The organism is Tellurirhabdus rosea (assembly GCF_026278345.1).
GTDB classification, from domain to species: domain Bacteria; phylum Bacteroidota; class Bacteroidia; order Cytophagales; family Spirosomataceae; genus Tellurirhabdus; species Tellurirhabdus rosea.
The window spans coordinates 4569467-4590527 of the sequence record NZ_CP111085.1 but is presented as its reverse complement, the minus strand read 5'-3'; the positions used below and the strand labels follow the sequence as shown (position 1 = coordinate 4590527).

Sequence of the window (21061 nt, the reverse complement as noted above, 5' to 3'; positions counted from 1 at the left end):
GAGCGAATGAGCGAAGCAGGGCCTTCTCATTCAGCGGATTGTTAATAACCCGGTTACCGGTTAAGATAATCAGGTCTGCTCATTTTCGTGGTTACATCCAATGATTAGCGCAAAATGGGTTAACCGGCAAAAGCTCCGCTCATTCACCCAATCCCTCATTCACCCAATCAGTCATTCAATCATTCAGTCAATCAGTCATTCACTAATTCCCCCCGGCACTCCGACCCCGGTTCCGACATTTTTCGTATTTTTGCCAATACACAATAAAGGCTCAATCACTTGAAAGAGTACGGCAGCAATATTCAGAAATTAGTCGGGCACCTTCAGACCATCGAAGATCGGGAAAAGCGCACGCGCTACGCCCATATTCTGGTGGAACTGATGCGGCAGATTCATCCCAACATGCGGGATAATCAGGACTACTACAACAAACTCTGGGACGACCTGTACATCATGTCCGGCTTTACGCTGGATGTCGACAGCCCCTACCCGCCGCCGCCGCCCGACGTGCTCGGCCGGAAGCCGCAGCAGGTGCCTTACAACACCCACGACCTGAGGCACAAGCACTACGGGCACAACATGAAGCTGCTCATCGACAAGGCCGCCGCCCTGGAGGAGCCCGATGAACGCCGCGCCTTCGTGTCGTACCTCGCCCGGCTGATGAAAACCTTCTACATGACCTGGAACAAGGACTCGGTCGAGGACGAAACCATCCTGCAGAGCCTCATCGAAATGTCGAACGGGCGGCTGTCCGAGGATGTGCAGGCCATTCGCACCAACGGTTTTGTGGAAGCCACCCCGCGCGAGCGCACCGGCGACCAGCAGCCCCGCCGCCATACGCCGGTGCAGGCGTTTACCGGCCAGGGAAGCCAGCGCAGCAACAACCCCGGCTACAGCCAGAACCGCGACAATCAGAACCGCAACAACCAGAACCGTAATTTCCGGGGCAACAACCAGAACCGGAGAAGACGATAAAATCAGTTAAAAATTAAAAGTTAAAAGTTAAAAGTTAAGCTCCGCAGAAAGTCGGCCAATCGGCGGAGCCTGACTTTTAACTTTTAACTTTAAACTTTTCATTTCCTAAATGGCATCTTTCCGCATTGCCGGCGACCGTCGGTTGAAGGGCGAGCTTATTCCGCAGGGCGCTAAAAACGAGGCGCTGCAAATCTTGTGTGCCGTGCTGCTGACCAGCGAGCCGGTTACCATTCATAATATTCCGAACATCCGCGACGTCAACAAGCTCATCGAACTCCTGGGTACGCTCGGCGTGAAGGTTGAGAAGGTCGGCGACGCTTCGTATCGCTTTCAGGCGGATGATGTGGCCCTCGACATTCTGGACACGGAAGAATACCGGCAGCAGGCCGCCGCGCTGCGCGGTTCGGTGATGCTCCTTGGACCCATGCTGGCCCGCTTCAAACAGGGTCGGATACCCCGCCCGGGCGGCGACAAAATCGGCCGTCGGCGGCTGGATACGCACTTTCTGGGCTTCGAAAAGCTGGGTGCCAAGTTCAATTACGACGAAGTCAGCGGCATTTACAACGTAGACGCCAGCCACCTCCAGGGCACCTACATGCTGCTCGACGAGGCGTCGGTGACCGGAACGGCCAACGTGCTAATGGCCGCCGTGCTGGCCGAAGGAACCACCACGATTTACAACGCCGCCTGCGAACCGTACCTCCAGCAGCTGAGCAAGATGCTCAACCGCATGGGTGCCAAAATCGGCGGCATCGGCTCCAACCTCCTGACCATCGAAGGCGTCGAACGCCTCGGCGGTACGGAGCACACGATGCTGCCCGACATGATCGAGATCGGTTCGTTCATCGGACTGGCGGCCATGACGCAGTCGGAAATTACGATCAAGAACTGCCAGATTCCGGAGCTGGGCATTATTCCGGACGTGTTCAAACGGCTCGGCATCCAGATGGAATTCCGGGGCGACGATATCCACGTGCCCGCGCAGGAACGCTACGTCATCGACAGCTTCCTCGACGGCGGCATGATGACCGTTTCGGATGCGCCCTGGCCCGGCTTCACGCCCGACCTGCTCAGCATTGTGCTCGTCACGGCCGTTCAGGCGCAGGGCACGCTGCTGGTGCACCAGAAAATGTTCGAAAGCCGCCTGTTCTTCGTCGACAAACTCATCGACATGGGCGCGCAGATCATCCTCTGCGACCCGCACCGCGCAACGGTGGTCGGCCTGAATCGCCAGCAGCAGCTTCGCGGCATCCGGATGACCTCACCGGACATCCGGGCGGGCGTGGCTTTACTGATCGCCGCCCTTTCGGCCAAAGGCGACAGCATCATCGACCACATCGAGCAGATCGACCGCGGGTATCAGAACATCGACCTGCGCCTGAACGCGATCGGGGCCGAGATCGAGCGGTTGTAGTTCGTTAATTGATACAAAAAAGCCGTCTCCTGCGCAGGAGACGGCTTTTTTGCTTTCGTATAGCTGGAAACGTTATTCGTAGTAAAACCGGAAAATCCGCAACGCCTGCGCCGGGCTGACCACGCGGGCTTCCAGCGGCAGATTGGCGGGGTTGTAGCGGTAACTGATCGTCAGGTTCGGGTTCAGCAGCGGGCCGTGCATGCCGCCGAGGCTCGTCGCCCGGATGGTCAGTGGGTTGTTCTGGCTGGTAATGGCATACTGGTAATTCCAGCCCAGATCGCCGCCGTCGCGGAAAAAGATTAGCAACGGCAAACCGGCCCCGCTCAGCAGCCGGAACGGATTCGGGTTTGCGTCGAAGGTGAACGTCCGCTCGTAGCCGCCCGTGCCGTCGCTGTAAAGCTGGCGGGTTTTGACCGCATTGCCGCGGGCATCGTATTGCAGCGTAAACTCCGGCGTTTTCAGCCGGGTTACAATCCGCGTGGGCTGGCCCTGGGGCGCAAAGCCCAGCTCGTGGAACAGCTTTTCCTGACGGCTCTGAAAATCGTAGGTCAGGTTCACCAGTCTGCCCGCTGCGTCGTAGTCGCAGAGCATCCGTCCGCCGGAAGTCCACTGGTTCGGTTCGGTCGGCTGGCTCCGCTGGTTCCAGTCGGTCCGGATCTCCTGGAGACGGCCGCTGGCGGCGTATACAAGCTGGTGACGCTCCTCCTGCCGGTTTTCGATTTTTCCGGAAATCAGGTGTCGGCTGAAACGCACTTCGTTGATCCGGTCCAGCTTTCCGGCGGCGGTGTACGTGAGTTGAAGCGAGTCCACTGACTCATCGCCATCCAGTGGGTGCGGCTGCACGCGCACCAGGTGGGCCACCCGGTAAGCCGTCCAGTCTTTCCGGGCCTCAACCGCCGGGTCCTTCTCCGGTTTACAAGACATAATCGTGAACAAAAAACCGATCTGAAACAGCCTGAAAAAAGTCTTTTGGCCCAAAATCCCCGTATTAAACAGACACATAAAAAAAGCGGAGCAATTGCTCCGCTAAGGTACAGATAACATATGAATGGTCTGTATTAAATTCATTTAATCATTTACCCTGAGCCGTTTCGACCTCCATCGGATGGTCTTTCAGCAGTTGTTCCGGGGTGTAAAAATCCTTTTTCTTCTCGGTAGCGGCCCGCACTTTCTTTACCGTTTCGGGCATCACGGCGGGGGCCTGGTTCCCGAACGAATTGCGCACATAGGTCAGCACCGCGGCTACTTCCCGGTCGTTGAGCATGCCGCCGTAGGGCGTCATCGGCACCTGGCCGGGATAGTGTTTTCCGTTCACTTCAATGGGTCCCATCAGTCCTTTCAGGACGATTTTAATGAGGCGTTCTTCATTGCCCAGTACCCATTTCGTACCCGAAAGCGGCGGGAATCCGGAAGCCGCCAGCCCTTTGCCGTCGGCCTGGTGGCAGGTGATGCAGTAGCCTTCCCGCGCAAAGATTTCCCGGCCCAGCGTGTGCAGCGCCAGTTCTTCGCCTTTCAGGTGGGACGTAACGGTAACCTCTTTCTGCTTCTTGACGCCCCGTCCGTTCAGGTGCGCCACGGCCGTTTCGTAGGGCGGCTTCATCCAGTCGTCCAACGGCTTCCGGGCCGCTTCCGCCAGAATCGGCAGGCCTTTTTCTTTTCCAATCCAGGAAGCCGCCACCAGAGCCGTCAGCCGGACGCGGCTGTTGTCGTCCCGAACGGCCTGCATGAGCAGGTCCGCCTGGTCGGCTACCTGGTGCCCCGTGTAGCGCACGACCTGCACGGCCGCCGCCCGGACGCGGTAATCCTTCGCTTTCAGCAGTTGCCGGAGCAGTTTCTGGTCCACCTTGTTGAGGCCCCAGCTTACCCACAGGCCTTCGAGCAGGTGGTGTTCATAACGCGGGTCGGCTTTGTCGAGCGAGGCCGCCCAGGCCGTCAGTTTCGGCAGCACTTCGCTCGCTTTACGGCCTCTCAGTTCCCGCCGGGTGCGGTAACGGGTGCGGTACTCGGGCAGTTTGAGATTGGTCAGCAGTTCGTCCACGCTCGCTCCGGCCACCTTAGCCGGCGTCACCAGCGGCCGCGACGGGTACGTAATCCGGTACACCCGGCCATGCATGTGGTCGCGCAGCGGGTCGCGGGCGTTGTGCTGCATGTGCCCGATCAGGATGTTGTGCCAGTCGATGACGTACAGCGAGCCGTCTGGGGCAAATTCCAGATCGACGGGGCGGAAATTCCGGTCTTCGCTCACGATCAGGTCCAGCCGGTGCGTGCTTTTGTAACCCGTACCGTCGTCGGTCAGCCGGTGCATCTTCGTACCCAGAAAACCGATGGTGTTGTTGATCAGGAAATCGCCCTGCACCTCGTCGGGAAAGTGGCGGCTGGAGACAAACTCGATGCCCGAAGTCGGCCGGACGCGGTGCGCATCCTCAATGAGCTGTTTCGACTTGTGGGTGTACTCGCCGTAGCGGGGCAGCACCGTCCCCGGCAGCATCCAGCGGAAATCGGGGCTGGACGTTTCGGCAAAGAACGGCTGGCCCCAGTCGTCGAAGGTGATCCCCCAGGGGTTCGGAATCGACAGCTGGGCCGTCCGTTCGAGTTTTTTCAGCTGCGGGCTATAGCGGTAAAAGCCGCCGTTCGTGGCGCGGACGGGTCCATACGGCGTCTCGACGTTGGTATGCAGGAAAACGCCCTCGCCTGAGTAAATCGCCCCGGACGGGTCGGTCGTATAGGCGTGGCTGTTGTGGTGCGTATCGTGGTCATCAAAGCCGCTGAGCAGAATCTCGCGCTTGTCGGCCCGGTCGTCGCCGTTGGTATCGGTCAGTAGCAGGAAGTTGGTTCCCTGCGAGAGATAAACGCCTTCGGGAGCGATTTCAAAGCCAATCGGCAGGTGCAGGTGGTCGGCAAAGGTGGTCTGCTTGTCGGCTTTTCCGTCGTTGTTGGTGTCTTCCAGAATGATGATTTTATCGTCGGGTTTTGGGTCGCCGGGCTTGTAGTGCGGGTAGCTCGGCATGCAGGCCACCCACAGACGACCCCGGTTGTCGAACGACATCTGCATGGGTTTGGCCAGGTCCGGAAACTCCTTCTCAGACGCAAACAGCTCGATTTTGTACCCCGGGGCCACTTTCAGCTTGCCGACGGCCTCTTCGCCGTAGAGGTATTTCAGGCTGCCGTTCTTTTCGGGGTTGTAGTTCGTTTTCACCTCCGGCAGGCGGCGGGTGCGCTGGTCGGCGGCGGCGATGTCCATTTTCTGCCCTTTGGAAGCTGCCAGCCAGACCGCCGTATCGCGAATCGCCGTCATCTGGCGGATTTTTTCGATTTCGGCGGGGTAATTGTCCGGCCCGAACGGATTGTAGCGTCGTCCGTAGACGTGCACGCCGTTGGGAATTTTGTAATCGTTATGCCACATCCAGTCCTTTTCGATCACCGCTTCGCGGATCTGGGCGCGGCGGGCTTCGGCTTTGGCGGGCGCTTTGCCGAAAATCTGGTCGGCCAGCAGCACGCTCAGTTTTTTGTATCCATCGTCGGTGAGCTGAAACCCGTCGATGGTCAGCGGCTCGGCGCTGGCGGCGTACCACTGCTGCGAGGGCGTGAAGGCATCGACAAACGGGACGCCGTTCCGCCCGGCAACTTCCTTCATGGCGGCTGTGTAGAGGGCCAGATTGGCGTTTTCGGCCTTACCGTTGGGCAGATCATAGCGGTCCGACAGGTCTTCAAAGGCGATGGGCGACACCAGCACCAGCTGCGGGGCCGAGCGGCCGTTATATTTCTGGTTCAGCGAATGTTTGATAAACGCGTCGAGTTCGGCTTTGTAATTGGCCAGTCCCTCGCGGCCCTGAAACGCTTCGTTGTACCCAAAAAAGCCGATGATAACGTCGGCCTGAAGCCGCGTCAGCCACTGGTCGGGCGTCTCGAAATGGCCTTCGCTGTCCGAATTATTGGCCAGTTCAGTCTGGAATTTCTCCGCCCCCGGAAACGCCCAGGGCGAGAACCGGCTGGCGTGGGGCCGGAAACCCGGCGTATCGCCGCCGTCGCACAGGTTGCGGATAAACAACCGGTTGTCGGGATACCGCACCAGCAGTTCCGTGTCGAAATGGCCGAAATTCATCATGCGCGACCCGAGGTTGTTGCCGATCAGCATGATGCGCGTCCCCTGCCCGACCGGCACCACCTTCGTCTCGCTCACCTGAAAGGCGCTGAACCCGACAATCAGGACGCCGAGCGAAGCCACAAGGCCGAAAAGGCTATTTTTTGCCCCAAATAAAGCTTTCATGCGGTCAGGATTTTTTAGGATGGCCGTAGGGAACGTCGATGTTGATTTTGCCTTTCCACTTCTTGGGAACCGGCTGGCCCAGGCTCCAGTGAATCGCGTTGACGACCAGCCGCTGGAAAGGCTCGGCCGCAAAATCTTCGGGATGGCCCAGGGTGGTCATAAACGCCCGGCCGCCCCACTGGTTCTGCCAGGTCCAGGCAACGGGGTTGTCGATGGCGGGTTTATCGGGATTGACCGATTTCCCCATCAGCAGCGAAACGGACCCTTTGGCCGGGTAATCGGGCTGCACGCGGTACAGCCAGGACGGCACGTGGAATGGCCCCGTCACGCCGGTCAGGATCGGGTGGCTGGCCGCTTCCGGAATGACGGTCACGTCCGTGGTGCTTTTATGGCCGTAATGCGTATGTTTGGCCGCCCCGCCCCAACCCGGCGGACTGCCGAAGGCAAACTCACCGAAGGCGTTCCAGCGTTTGCGTTCGTCGCCCTCCGGGTAATTGAAGGCGTGGGTGGTCGTGCGGAAGCCCATCACGGGCTTGCCCGATTTCAGGTAATTGTCAATATGCTGAAGCTGGTCGGCCGGCAACAGACGCCAGCGGAGGTAGAAAACGGCCAGATCGGCTTCGCGAAGGGCTTCGAGGCCCGGAATGTCTTTCTCGGCGTTATAATCGGGGTAGGCTTTGAGCACCTTCGTGCGCAGGCCGTAATTCTTCTCCAGTTCGGCGGCCAGTAGCGGCATGGTTTCCTCGCTGCTGTACTCATGGTCGCCGGTAACAAAAACCACCATCGGCCGGGCGGCTTTGCCTTTCCGGGGCGGGGTCATGGCCGCCAGGGCCGTGGCGCTCAGCAGTCCGGCGGCCTGAAGCAGAAAATCTCTGCGTTTCGTTTTCATGGGGATCGGTTTGGGTGGTTTCACCAGCGTCTTCGGCGCCGCCGCGGCCGGGAATAGCCCCGTTAGCGCGGGACAGATTCCGGAGGGCGGCGGCAGCAGAGCCTTTTTGTAGACAAAAAGGCGGGAAGCGGGAAAGATTACCTATACACGACACCCGGCAGGACGGGATATTTTTTAAAAACCCAACAGAATCAGCCTTTTACCAACGCTGGGCGGCGCGTCAGCTGCCCGTGGTCAGGTACAGGCGGAGGCGCATGCGGTCGGTCGGGCGCTGCCCGTCGCCCAGCGTTACGCGCCGAACGAGCAAGGTCAGGTCGGGCTGGGCGGCGGGCGCGGTCAGCAGCAGGGCCCGGTTGGTAATCTGTCGGCGAATCACCTGGCTGATGTACTGCGAGAGGTCGAAACGGTATCCGTCGGTCAGTTCCAGCGAGGTGGGGTCGATGCTGTACGCCGCCACCGCCCCGCTCGACCCCGTCGGGCCGCCGGGCACTTCGGCCAGCAGTTCGTTCTGGCTGTTGGTCTGGTACAGCGCGAGCGTCGCCGGAGGGGCCATGTTGTCGCGGTCCGTGCGCCGCATCGGTTCCAGAACCAGTTCGGCATGGTTCAGGCCAATAAACCGCTCGGGCTTTTCGAACTGACCCAGGTACGGAAACTCGATCCGGGTACGCAGCCCGACGCCCATCGCCACAAACGAACTCCGGTCCGTCAGCCCACTGCTCACGGCGTCGGCCCGCTGCCGGAGCGATTGCAGGGGCGTCCCGCTCCGGTCGGCTGTTAACTGGGTAAAATGCGTTCCCTGCAACGGAAATTGCAGGGACGTGGCCGTGCCGCTGATGTCCGTGGCGTGGTAGTACAGCCGAAGGCCGGAACGCTGCCCGGCGGCAAAACCGACAAAGACATTGCCCGAAGTTGCGCCCGTCAGGGCAATTCCTTTCCAGAAATCGGCCAGCGTGGCGGCATCGACAATCTGGCGGGTCAGCAGGCCGTTCCAGAACGACAGGGCCAGATTGTCCGGCATCCGGAAGCGAAGCTGGCGGGTGCCGCTGTTGGGTCGGGGCAGCAGGGTTCGCTGAAACAGCGGCACCGTTTCGTAGGCCACCGCGTCGGTATTGTCGTACGTCTGCTCGGCCAGCGGGGCCTGAAGCCGGTGCAGCGCCAGATCGACGCGGGCGGTCGTGTCGCCGTAGGCAAAGGTGTAGCCCAGTTCCAGCACCAGCGAATCCAGCCGCAGACCGCTGGTGTTGGCCAGTTCGTTGGCGGCATAGTCGAAGGACGCAAACCCGCGGGCGGTGGCCCGGCCGGTCAGCGCGTCCGACCACTGCCCGATGAGCACGTTCGTGTCGGCCGAAGTCACGAACGAATCCGGCACCAGCACCGTCGAGGTCCGGATCGTTACCGAGTCGATCACCTGAACCTGCACCTCGTCCGGCCCGACCAGCGACAGACCAACGGCCGTCTCCTCGGATTGGCAGGACAAAAAAGCACCCGCCAGCAGCAGCAGCCCGCCGATGCACCTTTTTATACCCATAAATAATTGAGCGAATTAGTAATTGAGCGATTGAGCGAATAACAGGCTGTCAGCCTTTTCCGGTTATCAGGAAAGGGCTGACTTATGGATGCAGAACGGGCGCGCCCGTCAGGGTGAAGTCACGCCCAGGCGCTGCAGTTCGGTGGCCGTCAGCGTGGGCGGCGACTGCCCGCTGCGGAGCTTCCGAACGACCGTTTCGCCAGCCCGCCGGGCCTGGTCACGGTCGGAGAAGCCCGCGTGGCCGGCTACTCCCGGTACGGTAGGCTGATAAATCAGCGGCTTCCGGTCCCGCAGAATCAGGTAACCCCAGCCTTTGTCGGCTGAAAACACGCGCAGTTCGTAGCCGACCGGGCGGCGGTACACTTTGTAGGCCGTAGTCAGCGTCAGGCTGCCGAACAGAAAAAGCAGCCACCAGCGGTACAGCGCGCTTTCGGGGCCGCGTTGCGTTCTAATCCTCATCGGTATCCTGGGCCACGGTTGGATCGAATTCCCACAGATCATCGAACCGGCCGGTGCCGCTGCTGCCGGTGGTCAGGTAGCCCTTGCCGTTGATGGCAAAGCCAAAGGCATACTGCCGGGTGGCGCCCTCGAAGGTGCCCTGGGTGGCCCAGCTGTCGTCGTCGGGGTTGTACTGCCAGACGGTCGTGTTGCCGTCGCCGACCGTCACGTACCCCCGCGACTTGATGGCAAAGCCGACGCCGTAGCTGCGGGCCACCAGCTCGTCGCTGCTGAAATTGTCTTTCTCGATCCACAAGTCCTGCGCCGGGTCGTAGGCCCACCAGTCTTTTTCGGCCGTGCCGTTGTTGTTGCCGGTGCCGACGTAGGCCAGGCCATTGATAACGAAGCTGACGGCCCCGATGCGCTTGGCTCCGCCGTAACTGGCAACCTTCGTCCAGGTGTTGCCCGCGGGGTCGTAAGCCCAGAAGTCTTTCAGGTAGTTGCCGTCGAAGCCGGTGCCCACGTACCCTTTGCTGCCGAGCGCGAAGGCCACGGCGTTGCGGCGGGCGGTTCCTCCGAAATCGGCAATCCGCTTCCAGCGGTTGGCGGCCGGGTCATATTCCCAGAAATCATTCAGGCGGTCGCTGTTGGCGTTGAGGCCCGTGCCGACGTAGCCTTTATTGCCGATGGCAAACCCGACGGCGGCGTTGCGGGGCGTTCCGGCAAAATTGGCTACCTGCGTCCAGGTATTGCGGGCCGGATCATACGCCCAGAAATCCGACAGCCGTTCGTTGTCGGCGTTGGTGCCGGTGCCCATGTAGGCAATCGTGCCGATGACAAAGCCGGTGGCCGCGTTCCGGGCGACGCCTTCAAAATCCGAGCGCCGCCGCCAGTCGCCTAGCGTCGAAACATCGTCGTCGGAGTTGCTGCACCCGACCAGCATCCCGGCCCAGACCAGGGCCAGCAGGAACGCCGTGTATCGGAAAATCAACGGTTCAGAGAGCGTGAATTGAGGAGAAAAACGGGGAGCCATTCCCATCGGACGGCGACCAAAAGAGAATCGATTCATGGGTACTGATAAAATATCCTGATTGAGAAGTAATGGAAAAACTGGCGAAATCCTTACAGATTCAGCGTTTTCAGGGGCTTGATCATCCGGCCCCAGCTCGCCTTGCGCTGAAGCGACGAACCCAGCGACGAAAGCGGGTTGGCATTGACCCCGGCAGTGGCCCGCCGACCGCTCGGCGACGAGCCGGTGATGCGGTAGATGGCTTCGTTCAACATCGCTTCGCGCGTATCGCCCAGCGGCAGCAGGCTCAGCGGTTCTTCCACCTCGAAACTGGGCGTGAATCCGGCGGCGTAATCCGACTGGCCGGCGCTGTTGAACGACTTGAAGACAATCGGCTGCATGCCCCATTTGATCTTGCCCGTTTCGTCGGAGATGGTGATGGAGCCGACATTCTTGCCGTAAGTGGTCGTGCCGATGGTGATGACCGACATGTACGGGCGCAGGCCGTTGATGATCAGTTCAGAGGCCGAGGCCGTGTAGTCGGTCGTCAGGACGTACACCCGGGAGAGGTTGCCGCCGATGTTCTGCGATTTGGTCAGGAAGTTCTGCACAAAAAAGCTGTCGCCGTATTCCTGCCGCAAATACGGGGTGATGGTGCTGTTCCACTGTTCGCGGAAATACACACTCGACGAGCTGACGCCCCGGCCGATGAGGCTGGCCAGGTTGGCGGACGAAGACGTGTAGCCGCCCGGATTGTAGCGCAAATCGAGCACCAGTTCATTGACGCCTTTGGTTTTAAATTCTCCGAAAATGGCGTCGAGCTGGGCGTCGTAGGTGGCCGTACTGCTGCCGTTCGGTCCCGGCACAAACTGGTTGTACACCAGGTAGCCGATCGTTTTTCCGCCGACGGTATACACCGAATCCAGGAACACCGGATTTTCCTGAAAGACGGTCGCCGTTACGCTTCTGGTCACGTCCGTATCGACCAGCGTATTCCCGCTCACGGAGGCCAGTCCGAAACGGAAGGTCGTGCCCGAAAACAGCAGGCTGGCGTAGTTGCTGCGGTTGAGCGTCTGTCCGTTCACCCTGGAAATAATGTCGCCGCGTTTCAGTCCGGCCTGTTCCGCCGGGGAGCCGGGCAGCACGTACAGCACCTGGGCAATGACCTCGTCCGAACCCGTCGCCCGGAGGTACAGCGTATACTCCATGCCGGTGGTCGTGGTTTCGCCGCTCAGGCTCGCCTGCAGGTCCTCGGCGCTCTCTTCAATCCACGAAAAACGGTCGCCGTCGGGGCGGCTGCTGGCGTCGTATTTGTAAAGAATCGAATCGAAGAATTTATCCGGAGCCAGCGTCTTATCGGGGTTCGCCGGAATTTTATCGTTCCAGAAATACAGATCCTGCATGTTTTCCAGAATCCACTCGTTGACCGTCAGGTTTTCGGCCGTGGCGGTATCCTCCGGCTCCACCACCTCGGGCTCTTTCTTACAGCCCGAAAGCAGGGTAGTTACCCCCAGCAGGAAGGCCAGCATCAGCGTGCTTTGGCGAAAGCCGAAAGCCGGAATAGCGACTGCGTGTTGATTTCTCATCGTTTTTTGGTAAATGATCGGCAATGGAACTGTTGCCTTCTTTTACGTTGACGGACAGACGCGTGTTGCAGCCTTCGGAAAAGAGTGTAGAGAAACCGGGCAATTGTGCCGACAGAAACGCACAAATCCGGCTTCGGGTGCCAGTTTACGGGCACCCGAAGCCGGATTCAAAGCGCAGGCGGGTCCGGTGGTCAGAACAGGAGGCGGTCGCCTATGATCAGCGCCAGATGGGCCACCGCATGGGCCACCATTGCCATCGCCAGCCCGGAGCGCCAGTACACCCACCCGAACACCAGACCGGCCGCCGAATTCGCCAGCAGCAGGTAGGCCACCAGCGCCGCCGACGGGGAAGACACCTGCAGCAGCGCCATCGGCAGATGCCCGGCCCCAAACAGCAGCGCCGCCCCGGCAATGCCCAGCCAGTAGGTAAAGGCCGCCGCGGTCCGGAAGGCTTTCTGCGCCAGCCAGACCAGCAGGGTCATCAGGCCAAAGCGCACCAGAATTTCTTCGGTAACGCCCCCGTACAGCACTTTGGTCACAAATGGAACGGCCAGATCCTCGCCCAGCCGGGCCAGTTCTTCGGGAATCAGGCGCCGAAACACCTGCACCACGACCAGAATCAGCAGCCCGGCAAGCGCGCCGGGAACCGCCCCTTTCCGAAGCAGACTTCCGGCGAGGTTTCCGGCCCGGAAATCGGCCCGACGAGCCAGCGTCAGCCCCACCCTGCCGTGCAGCAGCGACCCGGCCAGCACGCCCAGCAACAGCAGAATAAACGGATTGACCAGCATCAGCCACCGCAGTTCCTCGGGCGAGTAGACCGTCAGAACCACGGGCGGCAGTTTGTCCAGCGGAAAATGAACCAGCCGCAGCGACACCACACCCAGCAGTCCGGCTCCAAACAGAAACAGGCCGCTGCGCGTCGGGGAAAGGGTTAAGGTTTTCATACAACTTGGGGTTAATCGGTTAAGACAATTCGGGTCCGCTGTTCGGCGGTGAGCAGCTGGCAGGAAGTTGTCCGGCCAAAGAGGTAGCGGTGCCGGGCAAAGCGGTCGTAGAGCGCGTCCCGCACGGTCCGGGGCACAACCGAGAAGGCCCACGCCCACCGCCACGGCCCCGACAGGCGGCGCGCAATGCGCAGAATCGCCTCGGATTTTTGATAAACAACTCCGTTCTCCACCAGCAGAATGCTGTCCAGCGCCGCCACCCCGGCCTCCCGACGCAGCCGCTGCCCCCGCGCCGACCCGGCCGAAACAAAGGTAAACGCGCCGGCCGGGTCCCGCCGGATCACAAACTGAACGAAGCCGTTGCAAAAGCCGCAGACGCCGTCGAAAACGATGATCGCGTTCATGAGGGATTGAGGGAATGACTGAATGATTGATTGACTGAATGACCGAATGGTTTTTGTCAGGAAAGGGGGGGCGGGAACCGGGTGGGGTTCCCGCGTTATGAACCTTCAGACACGGGCGGGCGATACGGTCGCGGTTTCTTCCAGTTGAAGAGGCGCCGTCAGCTTCCGGAACCGGCTCACGACGGGCCGCGTGTTGAACGGCTGGCTGTACGGGCGCAGGAAGATGATCAGGGCGGCGGTCATGGCCATAAAGAAGGTCGGCAGGCCGTGTATCAGAATGATCATGAAGTGGAAGCCCACCCCGGCCCAGAGCAGGTACCGGCGGTATTTCGGCTCCAGCGTCAGCCCCAGAAACAGGCCCCCTTCGAGCACCAGCACACTCCAGGTCAGCAGCACGATCAGCCAGCGGTTGGTCAGGATGGGCAGCAGCAGGCTCTGCATCTCCGGCGACAGCCCAAAGGTCGGGTTGGAAAGCCAGTAGTAGAGCGCCGTGCCGTCGGCCCACTCGGCCACTTTGAACTTGCCGACGCAGGCTTCAAAGTAAATCAGCGCCACCTGCAGGCGCAGAAGTCCGTACGACGTCAGCGCAATCAGTTTCCGGAACTGAAAAGCCGTTGACGCACCCGTGTCTACCGGCAGCGAAGCCCAGTGCCAGGTGCGGGGGTCGGTCAGGGCGAGCGGCAGCAGCAGGGTGCTCAGCACCAGCGTCACCTGATCGCCGCCATCGACCAGAATGGCCGTGGACATAAAGCTGAAACCGACGTACACGTGCAGCAGGGCCGTGAGGCGCGGGTAAATGCCGATCACCACCAGACTCAGGATGCCGATGCACACCCAGCGGGCCGTTTCCAGATCGCCGAGCCAGCAGAAGAGGCTGTACTGGGCCAGTCCGATGCAGGAGGGGCAGTCGGTCTGCCCGGCGATGGGCCGAAACAGCGTGCCCATGTCGTTGAGCAGAAACGTGCAGAGGGTGCCCAGGGCCAGCAGGGAGCGGACGAAGCCGTACACGTTGGTCCACGGATTGCGCGCCAGCAGGGCGTTCAGGTAGCGGTCGAAGGCGGTTAGCGTTTGCATACAACAGTGAGTTTGAGGATGGAACTGGGGAGCGTAATGCGGTCGGCCTCGGAAGCCCAGGCCCAGGGCACGATGCCTTTCTGGATGAGGTAATAGGTACCGCTCAGGTACGGCCGGGGCGTGTGGTTCTCGACTTCGACGTTGGCCAGCCGGTGCGTCCGGAGGTACGCTTCGGGATCGCCTTCGCAGCGGACCCAGTTTTCGGCCGGGACGTTATAAAGCAGGTAGGCGTATTCGACGCTCATCGCCCGCGAAGCCCGCCGGAAGCCCATCAGGTTTTCGAGCGTGGCCTGGCGCTGCCCGTCCACCAGCCGGAGCCGGTTGTTCTCCCAGCGGTAGAGCTGGATGCTTTCGTCGCGGGGGCTTTTGGTGAAAAAGGCCCAGCCCTGCGGAAACAGCGTCCGCAGATTGTGCTGGAATTCGTAGCTGAAGCGGACCGGCGTGTCCTTCACGTACGTGAGCAGGGCAAAAAACGCCAGCCCGCTCCAGAAGAGGCAAAGCCCCACAAAAGCAAGTCGCATCGTTTTCATAAAAAATAAGGGTTTAGGAGTTGCGAAACGGGTGCCCTCCGGCGGAGGTCTTTCTGATGGACGAAAGTTGCAAAGCAGACCCGACCCGTTGAATTTTTTTATACGAACCCGGCGATTGTCCTCACCAAAACCCGTTTTTCCGAAAAAATAAAAGCCGGTCTCCGCGAGGGAAACCGGCCTGACAATATCCTTGACGCCCGTTATCAGGCGATTTGCGGAGCAATCTGGCAGATCGTAGCGACCAGTTGTTCGTGCAGCAGCGAATGTCCGCCCTGCTTGTAGGCCACCATTTCTTCCGCCACGGCCGTGACCGACACCCAGACATACACCGCCGCCAGCGCGACCACTAGCACCACCACCGCGACCACGGCGCAGGTGCCGTTGTTGGGGTCGGGAGCCGTCGTTTTCTGCATCTGACCCACCAGCTTCTCTACCGCCTGAGCGTCCAGCTTGCCACCCTGACGGGCCGCCTCGGCCTGCGCCTGGGCCTGCAGCTTGTTGAGCTGCGTCTTGTCGAGCTGATAAAGCTCATCCACCGCCTTGCTCACCAGCTTCTGCCCTTCCGACAGAGCCGCACTCACCCGCAGGTGATCCCCGCTCTTAAGCGCCGACTTGAAGTGAGCGAAGTAGCCCGGCTGAGCCGCCGCAATGTGGGCCATCACCGCCTGGCGAACCTGGGCCACGGCCGCTTTCTGGGACGAAGACTGGGTCTGGTTGACGAAAGCGGCCTGCAACGACTGGGTCTCGGGCAGCATCTGGGCGTAGCGGCCTTCCAAAAAGAAGACCCCTTTGAACATGTCCTCGCCCGAGAGGAAGGTAGCCCGGGCCGCTTCGTTGGAGCGGGCAAAGCTGTGGAAGGAGGCCAGCACAAAGCACATCAGCAGCGGCAGGGCGGTGTAGGCATTCAACAGGCGTTTGGCGATGTAAGTAATCATGGCGTTGGAAAGTTTAAGGGTTGAAAGGAATGACTGATTGATTGAATGACTGAATGACCGAAAGGTTGATTGGTGGTCCGCGGTGGCGGATGGTTTTGAACAAGCGGCCGGAGGTCGGTCTGTTGGTGTGTCCGGCATGGAGTGCCCGGCATGGAGTGCCCGGCCGCTTGTTCAGCTTTTTCAGGCGATCTGGGGGGCTACCTGGCAGATGGAGGCGACCAGCTGTTCGTGCAGCAGCGAGTGGCCGCTGTGGTTGGCTACCATTTGCTCCTCGGCGACCAGCAGAACGGCGATCAGGACCACTACCGCTGCAACGGCTACCGTTACTGCGACCACCACCACTACGGCGCAGGTGCCGTTGTTGGGGTCGGGAGCCGTCGTTTTCTGCATCTGACCCACCAGCTTCTCTACCGCCTGAGCGTCCAGCTTGCCACCCTGACGGGCCGCCTCGGCCTGCGCCTGGGCCTGCAGCTTGTTGAGCTGCGTCTTGTCGAGCTGATAAAGCTCATCCACCGCCTTGCTCACCAGCTTCTGCCCTTCCGACAGAGCCGCACTCACCCGCAGGTGATCCCCGCTCTTAAGCGCCGACTTGAAGTGAGCGAAGTAGCCCGGCTGAGCCGCCGCAATGTGGGCCATCACCGCCTGGCGAACCTGGGCCACGGCCGCTTTCTGGGACGAAGACTGGGTCTGGTTGACGAAAGCGGCCTGCAACGACTGGGTCTCGGGCAGCATCTGGGCGTAGCGGCCTTCCAAAAAGAAGACCCCTTTGAACATGTCCTCGCCCGAGAGGAAGGTAGCCCGGGCCGCTTCGTTGGAGCGGGCAAAGCTGTGGAAGGAGGCCAGCACAAAGCACATCAGCAGCGGCAGGGCGGTGTAGGCATTCAACAGGCGTTTGGCGATGTAAGTAATCATGGCGTTGGAAAGTTTAAAGGGTTAGAAAGGATTGATTGAATTTTGAATGATTGATTGGTTGATTGGATTGACTGATTGAGTTAAGATTCTGGAAAGCGGTCTCAGGAGGCGCTGGCGGCCAGTCGGCTGATCGACGCGACCAGCTGCTCGGTCATGAGCCGGGAGTCGGCCGTCAGGACATCCTCGGAGGTGGCTACGTACATGGTCACGACTGCGCACAACAGTATAATCGTACAGGCCATAGGCAGCAGGAGCACGACGCAGGTTCCGTTGTCAGGCTTGGTCTCGTCTGACTTGCCCTTCAGGTCTTTGGCCAGCTTGTCGATGGCCTTCTGGTCCAGCTTACCGGCTTTGGCCAGCTGGGCGGTCTGTGCCTGGAGGCGGGCCAGTTGCGAAGCGTCCACTTTGTAGAGCCGCTCCACCGCTCCGGTCATCTGCTGACGGCCATCCCGCAGGGCCGCCTGGATTTTCAGGTGGTTGCCGCTTTCCAGCGCCCTCCGGAACTCGTCGAAAAAGGCCGGTCGCTCGGCCCGGATCGCGGCCAGAATCTGGTGACGCTGGCGGTCTACGGTGGCTTTGTCGGCGGCCTTGGCCATTTTGTTGGAATAGCTCAGACTCAGGCTTTGCAGTTCCGGCAGGGCCTGGGCGTAACGGCCTTCGAGGAAAAACAGGCCGCGGAACATTTCTTCGCCCGAATAGCGGTGTTTCGTTGTCAGCGGGCGGGCCTGGGCGGACCAGGTTGTCAGCAGCAGACACATCAGCAGGGGCAGCGCCGTGTAGGCATTCAGCAAGCGGTTGCGGATAAACGTAATCATGGTGATTAAGGATTAAGGGTTAGAGTTAAAGGGTTTATAAGGGTTAGGAATGATTCGGACGTTACTCACTGGTCTTCTTTCAGGTCACTTTGCCGTCGTTCGCGGCTCCGGGCTGATTCCTGCTTCGGACCGGACTTGCCGATGCGGTAGATCATCGTCAGGCGGACACCCCGGTTGTACTGGTACGAGGTACTGCGGAAGGCAAACCCGGCGGCTTCGTTGTAACTCACCCAGGCCATCCGGCGCTGGAAAGGGTTGTCGATGCCCAGCGCTACGCTGCCTTTCTGTTTGGGCAGATTGCGCCGCACGCTCATCTGGTAGTAGCTGAAGGCGGCGTCCCGGCCCTGCAGGCGGACTTTCGAGGAATTGAACCCTCCGTAGAACTGCGCGGCCCAGTTGGGCGTCACTTCCCAGGTCGAGATGGTACCGAGGGCGTAATTGATGCCCCCGTTGGTCAGGTTCGCCTGGGCGGCACTGCCCTGAAGGCGGGTGTAGTACACGTTGGCGGTGGCGATGGTCTGCCAGGATTTCCAGACTTTCACCGACCCGTACAGGTTGAGGCCGAGATCGTGCTGGCTGCGCAGATTCACAAACCGGGTGACCAGCGTGCTGCCGACCAGCGAATTGTAAGGACTGATGGCTCCTTCGGTCCGGCGCGAAAACGCACTGATGATGAGCGAATTGCTTCGGACGTAGGTACTGAAGCTGGCTTCTGCCGTATGCATCCGTTCGGGAAGCAGGTCCGGGCTTCCGGCAAACCGGCTCACCGGGTCCACCGTGGCCACGGCCGGGTTCAGCAACTGGGCGGGTGGCCGCTGGATGCGCAGACCGTAGGCCAGTTTCAGGCTGCGGGCGTTTTTCAGCTTTTTCTGGAGCAGCACATTCGGAAACAGGTTCGTGTACTGCTGCGGTTGCCGGCCGGTGGCCTGTTCGATGCGGTTGTAGGTCTGCTCCAGGCGCATCCCCGCCCGAAAGCTCCACCTGTTTTTCAAATCCCACTGGCTCGACAGGTAGGCCGCTCCGATCTGCTGGCGATATTGCAGCGTGCTCAGACGCCGGTCGGTGAGCGAATCAGCCAGGCTGTTGCTGATGGTGCGGGACGTAAACCGCACGCCTGTCTCCACCAGCCAGTTACGCCGCAGCGGGTACTGGTAATCGGCCTGAAAAACCTGTTCCCGGTTCAGGGCGCGGGTGTCGCTCAGACCCGGCGGCGCGGGATCGGACACGGTCCGGTTGCGGGTGGTTCCGCCGGTCCAGCTCAGGACCAGTTCCTGCTGGGCCCGTCCGAAGGTGCGGCTGTATTCGGCGCTCCAGTCGTTGGTCACCGCCTGCATCCGGGAGTGGTAGTTTCCGGACGGCAGCGGGCTGTCGTCGAGGGGCGAACGGAACGTAGCCTCGCGGTCGGTCCGGACCTGGCGGACCCGGTGGTTCAGCCCCAGCAGCAGGCGGGATTTGTCCGTAAGCCGGTACTCGACTCCCGCGTTGGCGTTGACCACCTGAATGCCCATCGTGCCGCTGGCTTCCTGCCGGAGCACCTTTTGGCGCTCACCCGCTTCGATCTGGTACAGGTCCGCATCGGCCGCGAAGGGATTGTAAAACCAGTTGCCCGTCAGGCCCGCGTTCAGGCTCAGCTTTTTGTAGTTGGCCGACAAACTGCTGGCCGCGTTGCTGCCCGTGCTGCCGATGCCGCCGTTGAGGGTGGCGTTCAGGCCCTGAGCCAGGTTTTTCTTCGTCACGATATTGACCAGCGTGGCTCCTTCGGCCTCGTAACGGGCCGAGGGGGTCGTGATCACTTCGATGGCTTTGATGGACTCCGCCGGAATCTGCCGCAACAGCTCGGCCGGATTGTTCGACAGAACGGAGCTTCGGCCGTTGACCAGCAGTTTGACGCTGGTGGAGCCGCGGACCGAGAGTCCGCCGTCGGGCAGCACCGTCACCAGCGGCACCTTTCGCATCAGGTCCGTAGCCAGTCCGCCCTGGGCCGTCTGGTCGCGGTCGGCATGGTACACCAGTCGGTCCAGCTGTTCCTCCACCAGCGGCCGGGAAGCCCGTACGGCCACTTCCTTCAGCGTGTTCGGTGCGGCTTTCAGGACGATCTGCAGCAGCGGCTGGCCCGCGTCCGGCAGCAGCGGAAGGCTTCTGGACTGGTACCCGACGCTCGACACCTCGATCCGGTAGGCGTTTTCGGTTGCCAGATTCAGCGTAAACTGGCCCTGCCCGTTGGCGCTGGTGCCTCTGGACTCCCGCGCCTGCCGCAGCTCGACCAGACGAAGGGTAGCGAACGGTACGGGCTGCCGCGAAACCGAGTCCAGCACGACTCCCCGAAGGACCCACTCCCCTGCCGGACGGACCACGGTCCCCGTATCGGCGGCGCTGGAGGGCGGGAAAAGGCTCCGGCCGTACCCGGACAGGCTACCCGCCAGCAGCCAAAGCATTACATAGGTTTTCATGGCGTTCGGTTCAGGAGAATGGACTGGAAAAAGCAGGGTGCAGGCCCGAAGCGGTCAGTTGGCTACCGGCATCGCAAAGAGGGCGTCGTCGATCGGTTTGTTCACCTCGAAACGGCGGTCGATCAGACTTACTTTGGTGCCGCTGGCGATGACCTCCACCGTGTGGGGAAACTGATAGCCGTCCACGTTCCGGTAATCCGAGTAATAGGCTTCCGTGGACTTGGTCACCAGTTTGACCACCATGTTGCTTTTCTGGGACACAAAAGCGGTGTACGTTCCGGCTCTGGGGTTGGTGATGGCCAGCCGGTAACAAAGGTCGCCGTCGATCTTTTCGTCGCCGTCGTACGCGATGGTATGGCCTTTCGCCTGGGCGCTGATGATTGCCCCGAACACGTCGGCCTGCGCGCAGGCCGCTTTGGCCTGCTTGGGCTCCATCGCCACCGGCTGCTTGTTTCCGTAGGCCGCCGGGTTGACCTGCCAGCCGCTGTCTTCGCGGGCGGCCACGATGATTTCGATGCCCATTGCGTTCATTTCACTGCGAACGGCCTTGCCCTGAACGATGTACAGCGTTTGCGGAATGTCCTGCCCCTGGGCCGAGGTAGTTTGGCGGACAATGACCGTTTTCAGGGCGTTCAGTTTCTCGGTGCCCCCGAGCGCCTGGATGTGCTTGTCCAGAATCTCCTGCGTTTTCAGGACCGGCATCTGCCGGGCGGCGTGGTTCGAAGCCAGAAGGGCGGTCTGGACCTGGGCCTGCGCCGTGCCGAGGGCGAGGGTCGCTCCGGTGAGCAGGGTAAGGAAGGCTGACGTTTTCATGTTCGATGCTAGTTAGGGGTTGTTTTTCTGACGATCGACGCTGTTTCGGCGCCTTGATGATCGAAAGTTGCAACCCTT

18 protein-coding genes are annotated in these 21061 nt (G+C 60.8%); 2 read left to right on the top strand and 16 right to left on the bottom strand.

What is annotated here, in order from left to right; all coding sequences use genetic code 11:
• Positions 1 to 279: 279 nt before the first annotated feature.
• Both ORG26_RS19495 and murA read left to right on the top strand, forming a co-directional pair.
• Positions 280 to 975 carry a DUF4290 domain-containing protein gene (locus tag ORG26_RS19495; RefSeq protein ID WP_266364762.1) on the top strand — a complete coding sequence of 232 codons (696 nt, stop codon included), beginning with the start codon at positions 280 to 282 and terminating at the stop codon, positions 973 to 975.
• Between the two features lie 109 nt (positions 976 to 1084).
• Positions 1085 to 2389, top strand: a complete 1305-nt coding sequence (murA, locus tag ORG26_RS19490) for a UDP-N-acetylglucosamine 1-carboxyvinyltransferase (protein ID WP_266364760.1) — start codon at positions 1085 to 1087, stop codon at positions 2387 to 2389.
• 72 nt (positions 2390 to 2461) lie between these two features.
• On the opposite strand, the gene ORG26_RS19485 is transcribed toward murA, so the two are convergent.
• The 16 genes from ORG26_RS19485 to ORG26_RS19410 all read right to left on the bottom strand — a co-directional run bounded on the left by ORG26_RS19485 (position 2462) and on the right by ORG26_RS19410 (position 20983).
• A complete protein-coding gene (locus tag ORG26_RS19485; RefSeq protein ID WP_266364758.1) occupies positions 2462 to 3313 on the bottom strand; it encodes a hypothetical protein in 852 nt (283 codons plus the stop codon).
• A gap of 148 nt (positions 3314 to 3461) precedes the next feature.
• A complete protein-coding gene (locus ORG26_RS19480) occupies positions 3462 to 6656 on the bottom strand; it encodes a PVC-type heme-binding CxxCH protein (RefSeq protein WP_266364756.1) in 3195 nt (1064 codons plus the stop codon).
• A gap of 4 nt (positions 6657 to 6660) precedes the next feature.
• Complete coding sequence (locus tag ORG26_RS19475; protein WP_266364754.1) at positions 6661 to 7545, bottom strand: ThuA domain-containing protein; 885 nt, start codon at positions 7543 to 7545, stop codon at positions 6661 to 6663.
• A gap of 220 nt (positions 7546 to 7765) precedes the next feature.
• Positions 7766 to 9073, bottom strand: coding sequence for a DUF4270 family protein (locus tag ORG26_RS19470; RefSeq protein WP_266364752.1), 1308 nt, complete (start codon positions 9071 to 9073; stop codon positions 7766 to 7768).
• 108 nt (positions 9074 to 9181) lie between these two features.
• Positions 9182 to 9532, bottom strand: coding sequence for a DUF4907 domain-containing protein (locus ORG26_RS19465; RefSeq protein ID WP_266364750.1), 351 nt, complete (start codon positions 9530 to 9532; stop codon positions 9182 to 9184).
• Positions 9522 to 10580 carry a Kelch repeat-containing protein gene (locus ORG26_RS19460; RefSeq protein WP_266364748.1) on the bottom strand — a complete coding sequence of 353 codons (1059 nt, stop codon included), beginning with the start codon at positions 10578 to 10580 and terminating at the stop codon, positions 9522 to 9524. The genes ORG26_RS19465 and ORG26_RS19460 overlap by 11 nt, the downstream gene beginning before the upstream one ends.
• Before the next feature lie 53 nt (positions 10581 to 10633).
• The gene (locus tag ORG26_RS19455) at positions 10634 to 12106 is read right to left on the bottom strand and encodes a S41 family peptidase (RefSeq protein WP_323134296.1); all 1473 of its coding nucleotides are present in this window, start codon (positions 12104 to 12106) and stop codon (positions 10634 to 10636) included.
• Positions 12107 to 12297: 191 nt separating this feature from the next.
• Complete coding sequence (locus ORG26_RS19450) at positions 12298 to 13050, bottom strand: CPBP family glutamic-type intramembrane protease (protein WP_266364746.1); 753 nt, start codon at positions 13048 to 13050, stop codon at positions 12298 to 12300.
• Positions 13051 to 13061: 11 nt separating this feature from the next.
• Positions 13062 to 13454 (bottom strand): thiol-disulfide oxidoreductase DCC family protein, encoded by a 393-nt coding sequence (locus tag ORG26_RS19445; protein ID WP_266364744.1) that lies wholly within the window; start codon positions 13452 to 13454, stop codon positions 13062 to 13064.
• 105 nt (positions 13455 to 13559) lie between these two features.
• The gene (locus ORG26_RS19440; protein WP_266364742.1) at positions 13560 to 14528 is read right to left on the bottom strand and encodes a sporulation-delaying protein SdpB family protein; all 969 of its coding nucleotides are present in this window, start codon (positions 14526 to 14528) and stop codon (positions 13560 to 13562) included.
• Positions 14516 to 15058: an SdpA family antimicrobial peptide system protein gene (locus ORG26_RS19435; RefSeq protein WP_266364740.1), complete on the bottom strand. Its 543-nt coding sequence runs from the start codon at positions 15056 to 15058 to the stop codon at positions 14516 to 14518. The genes ORG26_RS19440 and ORG26_RS19435 overlap by 13 nt, the downstream gene beginning before the upstream one ends.
• 203 nt (positions 15059 to 15261) lie before the next feature.
• Entirely contained in the window at positions 15262 to 15993 is a 732-nt protein-coding gene (locus ORG26_RS19430) for a hypothetical protein (RefSeq protein WP_266364738.1), read from the bottom strand.
• Positions 15994 to 16173: 180 nt separating this feature from the next.
• Positions 16174 to 16905 carry a hypothetical protein gene (locus tag ORG26_RS19425; RefSeq protein WP_266364736.1) on the bottom strand — a complete coding sequence of 244 codons (732 nt, stop codon included), beginning with the start codon at positions 16903 to 16905 and terminating at the stop codon, positions 16174 to 16176.
• A 101-nt stretch (positions 16906 to 17006) separates the two neighbouring features.
• Entirely contained in the window at positions 17007 to 17720 is a 714-nt protein-coding gene (locus ORG26_RS19420) for a hypothetical protein (protein ID WP_266364734.1), read from the bottom strand.
• Between the two features lie 65 nt (positions 17721 to 17785).
• The gene (locus ORG26_RS19415) at positions 17786 to 20170 is read right to left on the bottom strand and encodes an outer membrane beta-barrel protein (RefSeq protein WP_266364732.1); all 2385 of its coding nucleotides are present in this window, start codon (positions 20168 to 20170) and stop codon (positions 17786 to 17788) included.
• Positions 20171 to 20224: 54 nt separating this feature from the next.
• Positions 20225 to 20983 (bottom strand): hypothetical protein, encoded by a 759-nt coding sequence (locus ORG26_RS19410; RefSeq protein ID WP_266364730.1) that lies wholly within the window; start codon positions 20981 to 20983, stop codon positions 20225 to 20227.
• Between the last annotated feature and the right edge of the window lie 78 nt (positions 20984 to 21061).

Excerpts from the sequence above, each read along its gene's own strand:
- murA (WP_266364760.1), top strand. The coding sequence starts at position 1,085 with ATGGCATCTTTCCGCATTGCCGGCGACCGTCGGTTGAAGGGCGAGCTT.
- ORG26_RS19485 (WP_266364758.1), bottom strand. The coding sequence starts at position 3,313 with ATGTCTTGTAAACCGGAGAAGGACCCGGCGGTTGAGGCCCGGAAAGAC.
- ORG26_RS19480 (WP_266364756.1), bottom strand. The coding sequence starts at position 6,656 with ATGAAAGCTTTATTTGGGGCAAAAAATAGCCTTTTCGGCCTTGTGGCT.
- ORG26_RS19475 (WP_266364754.1), bottom strand. The coding sequence starts at position 7,545 with ATGAAAACGAAACGCAGAGATTTTCTGCTTCAGGCCGCCGGACTGCTG.
- ORG26_RS19470 (WP_266364752.1), bottom strand. The coding sequence starts at position 9,073 with ATGGGTATAAAAAGGTGCATCGGCGGGCTGCTGCTGCTGGCGGGTGCT.
- ORG26_RS19465 (WP_266364750.1), bottom strand. The coding sequence starts at position 9,532 with ATGAGGATTAGAACGCAACGCGGCCCCGAAAGCGCGCTGTACCGCTGG.
- ORG26_RS19460 (WP_266364748.1), bottom strand. The coding sequence starts at position 10,580 with ATGAATCGATTCTCTTTTGGTCGCCGTCCGATGGGAATGGCTCCCCGT.
- ORG26_RS19455 (WP_323134296.1), bottom strand. The coding sequence starts at position 12,106 with ATGAGAAATCAACACGCAGTCGCTATTCCGGCTTTCGGCTTTCGCCAA.
- ORG26_RS19450 (WP_266364746.1), bottom strand. The coding sequence starts at position 13,050 with ATGAAAACCTTAACCCTTTCCCCGACGCGCAGCGGCCTGTTTCTGTTT.
- ORG26_RS19445 (WP_266364744.1), bottom strand. The coding sequence starts at position 13,454 with ATGAACGCGATCATCGTTTTCGACGGCGTCTGCGGCTTTTGCAACGGC.
- ORG26_RS19440 (WP_266364742.1), bottom strand. The coding sequence starts at position 14,528 with ATGCAAACGCTAACCGCCTTCGACCGCTACCTGAACGCCCTGCTGGCG.
- ORG26_RS19435 (WP_266364740.1), bottom strand. The coding sequence starts at position 15,058 with ATGAAAACGATGCGACTTGCTTTTGTGGGGCTTTGCCTCTTCTGGAGC.
- ORG26_RS19430 (WP_266364738.1), bottom strand. The coding sequence starts at position 15,993 with ATGATTACTTACATCGCCAAACGCCTGTTGAATGCCTACACCGCCCTG.
- ORG26_RS19425 (WP_266364736.1), bottom strand. The coding sequence starts at position 16,905 with ATGATTACTTACATCGCCAAACGCCTGTTGAATGCCTACACCGCCCTG.
- ORG26_RS19420 (WP_266364734.1), bottom strand. The coding sequence starts at position 17,720 with ATGATTACGTTTATCCGCAACCGCTTGCTGAATGCCTACACGGCGCTG.
- ORG26_RS19415 (WP_266364732.1), bottom strand. The coding sequence starts at position 20,170 with ATGAAAACCTATGTAATGCTTTGGCTGCTGGCGGGTAGCCTGTCCGGG.
- ORG26_RS19410 (WP_266364730.1), bottom strand. The coding sequence starts at position 20,983 with ATGAAAACGTCAGCCTTCCTTACCCTGCTCACCGGAGCGACCCTCGCC.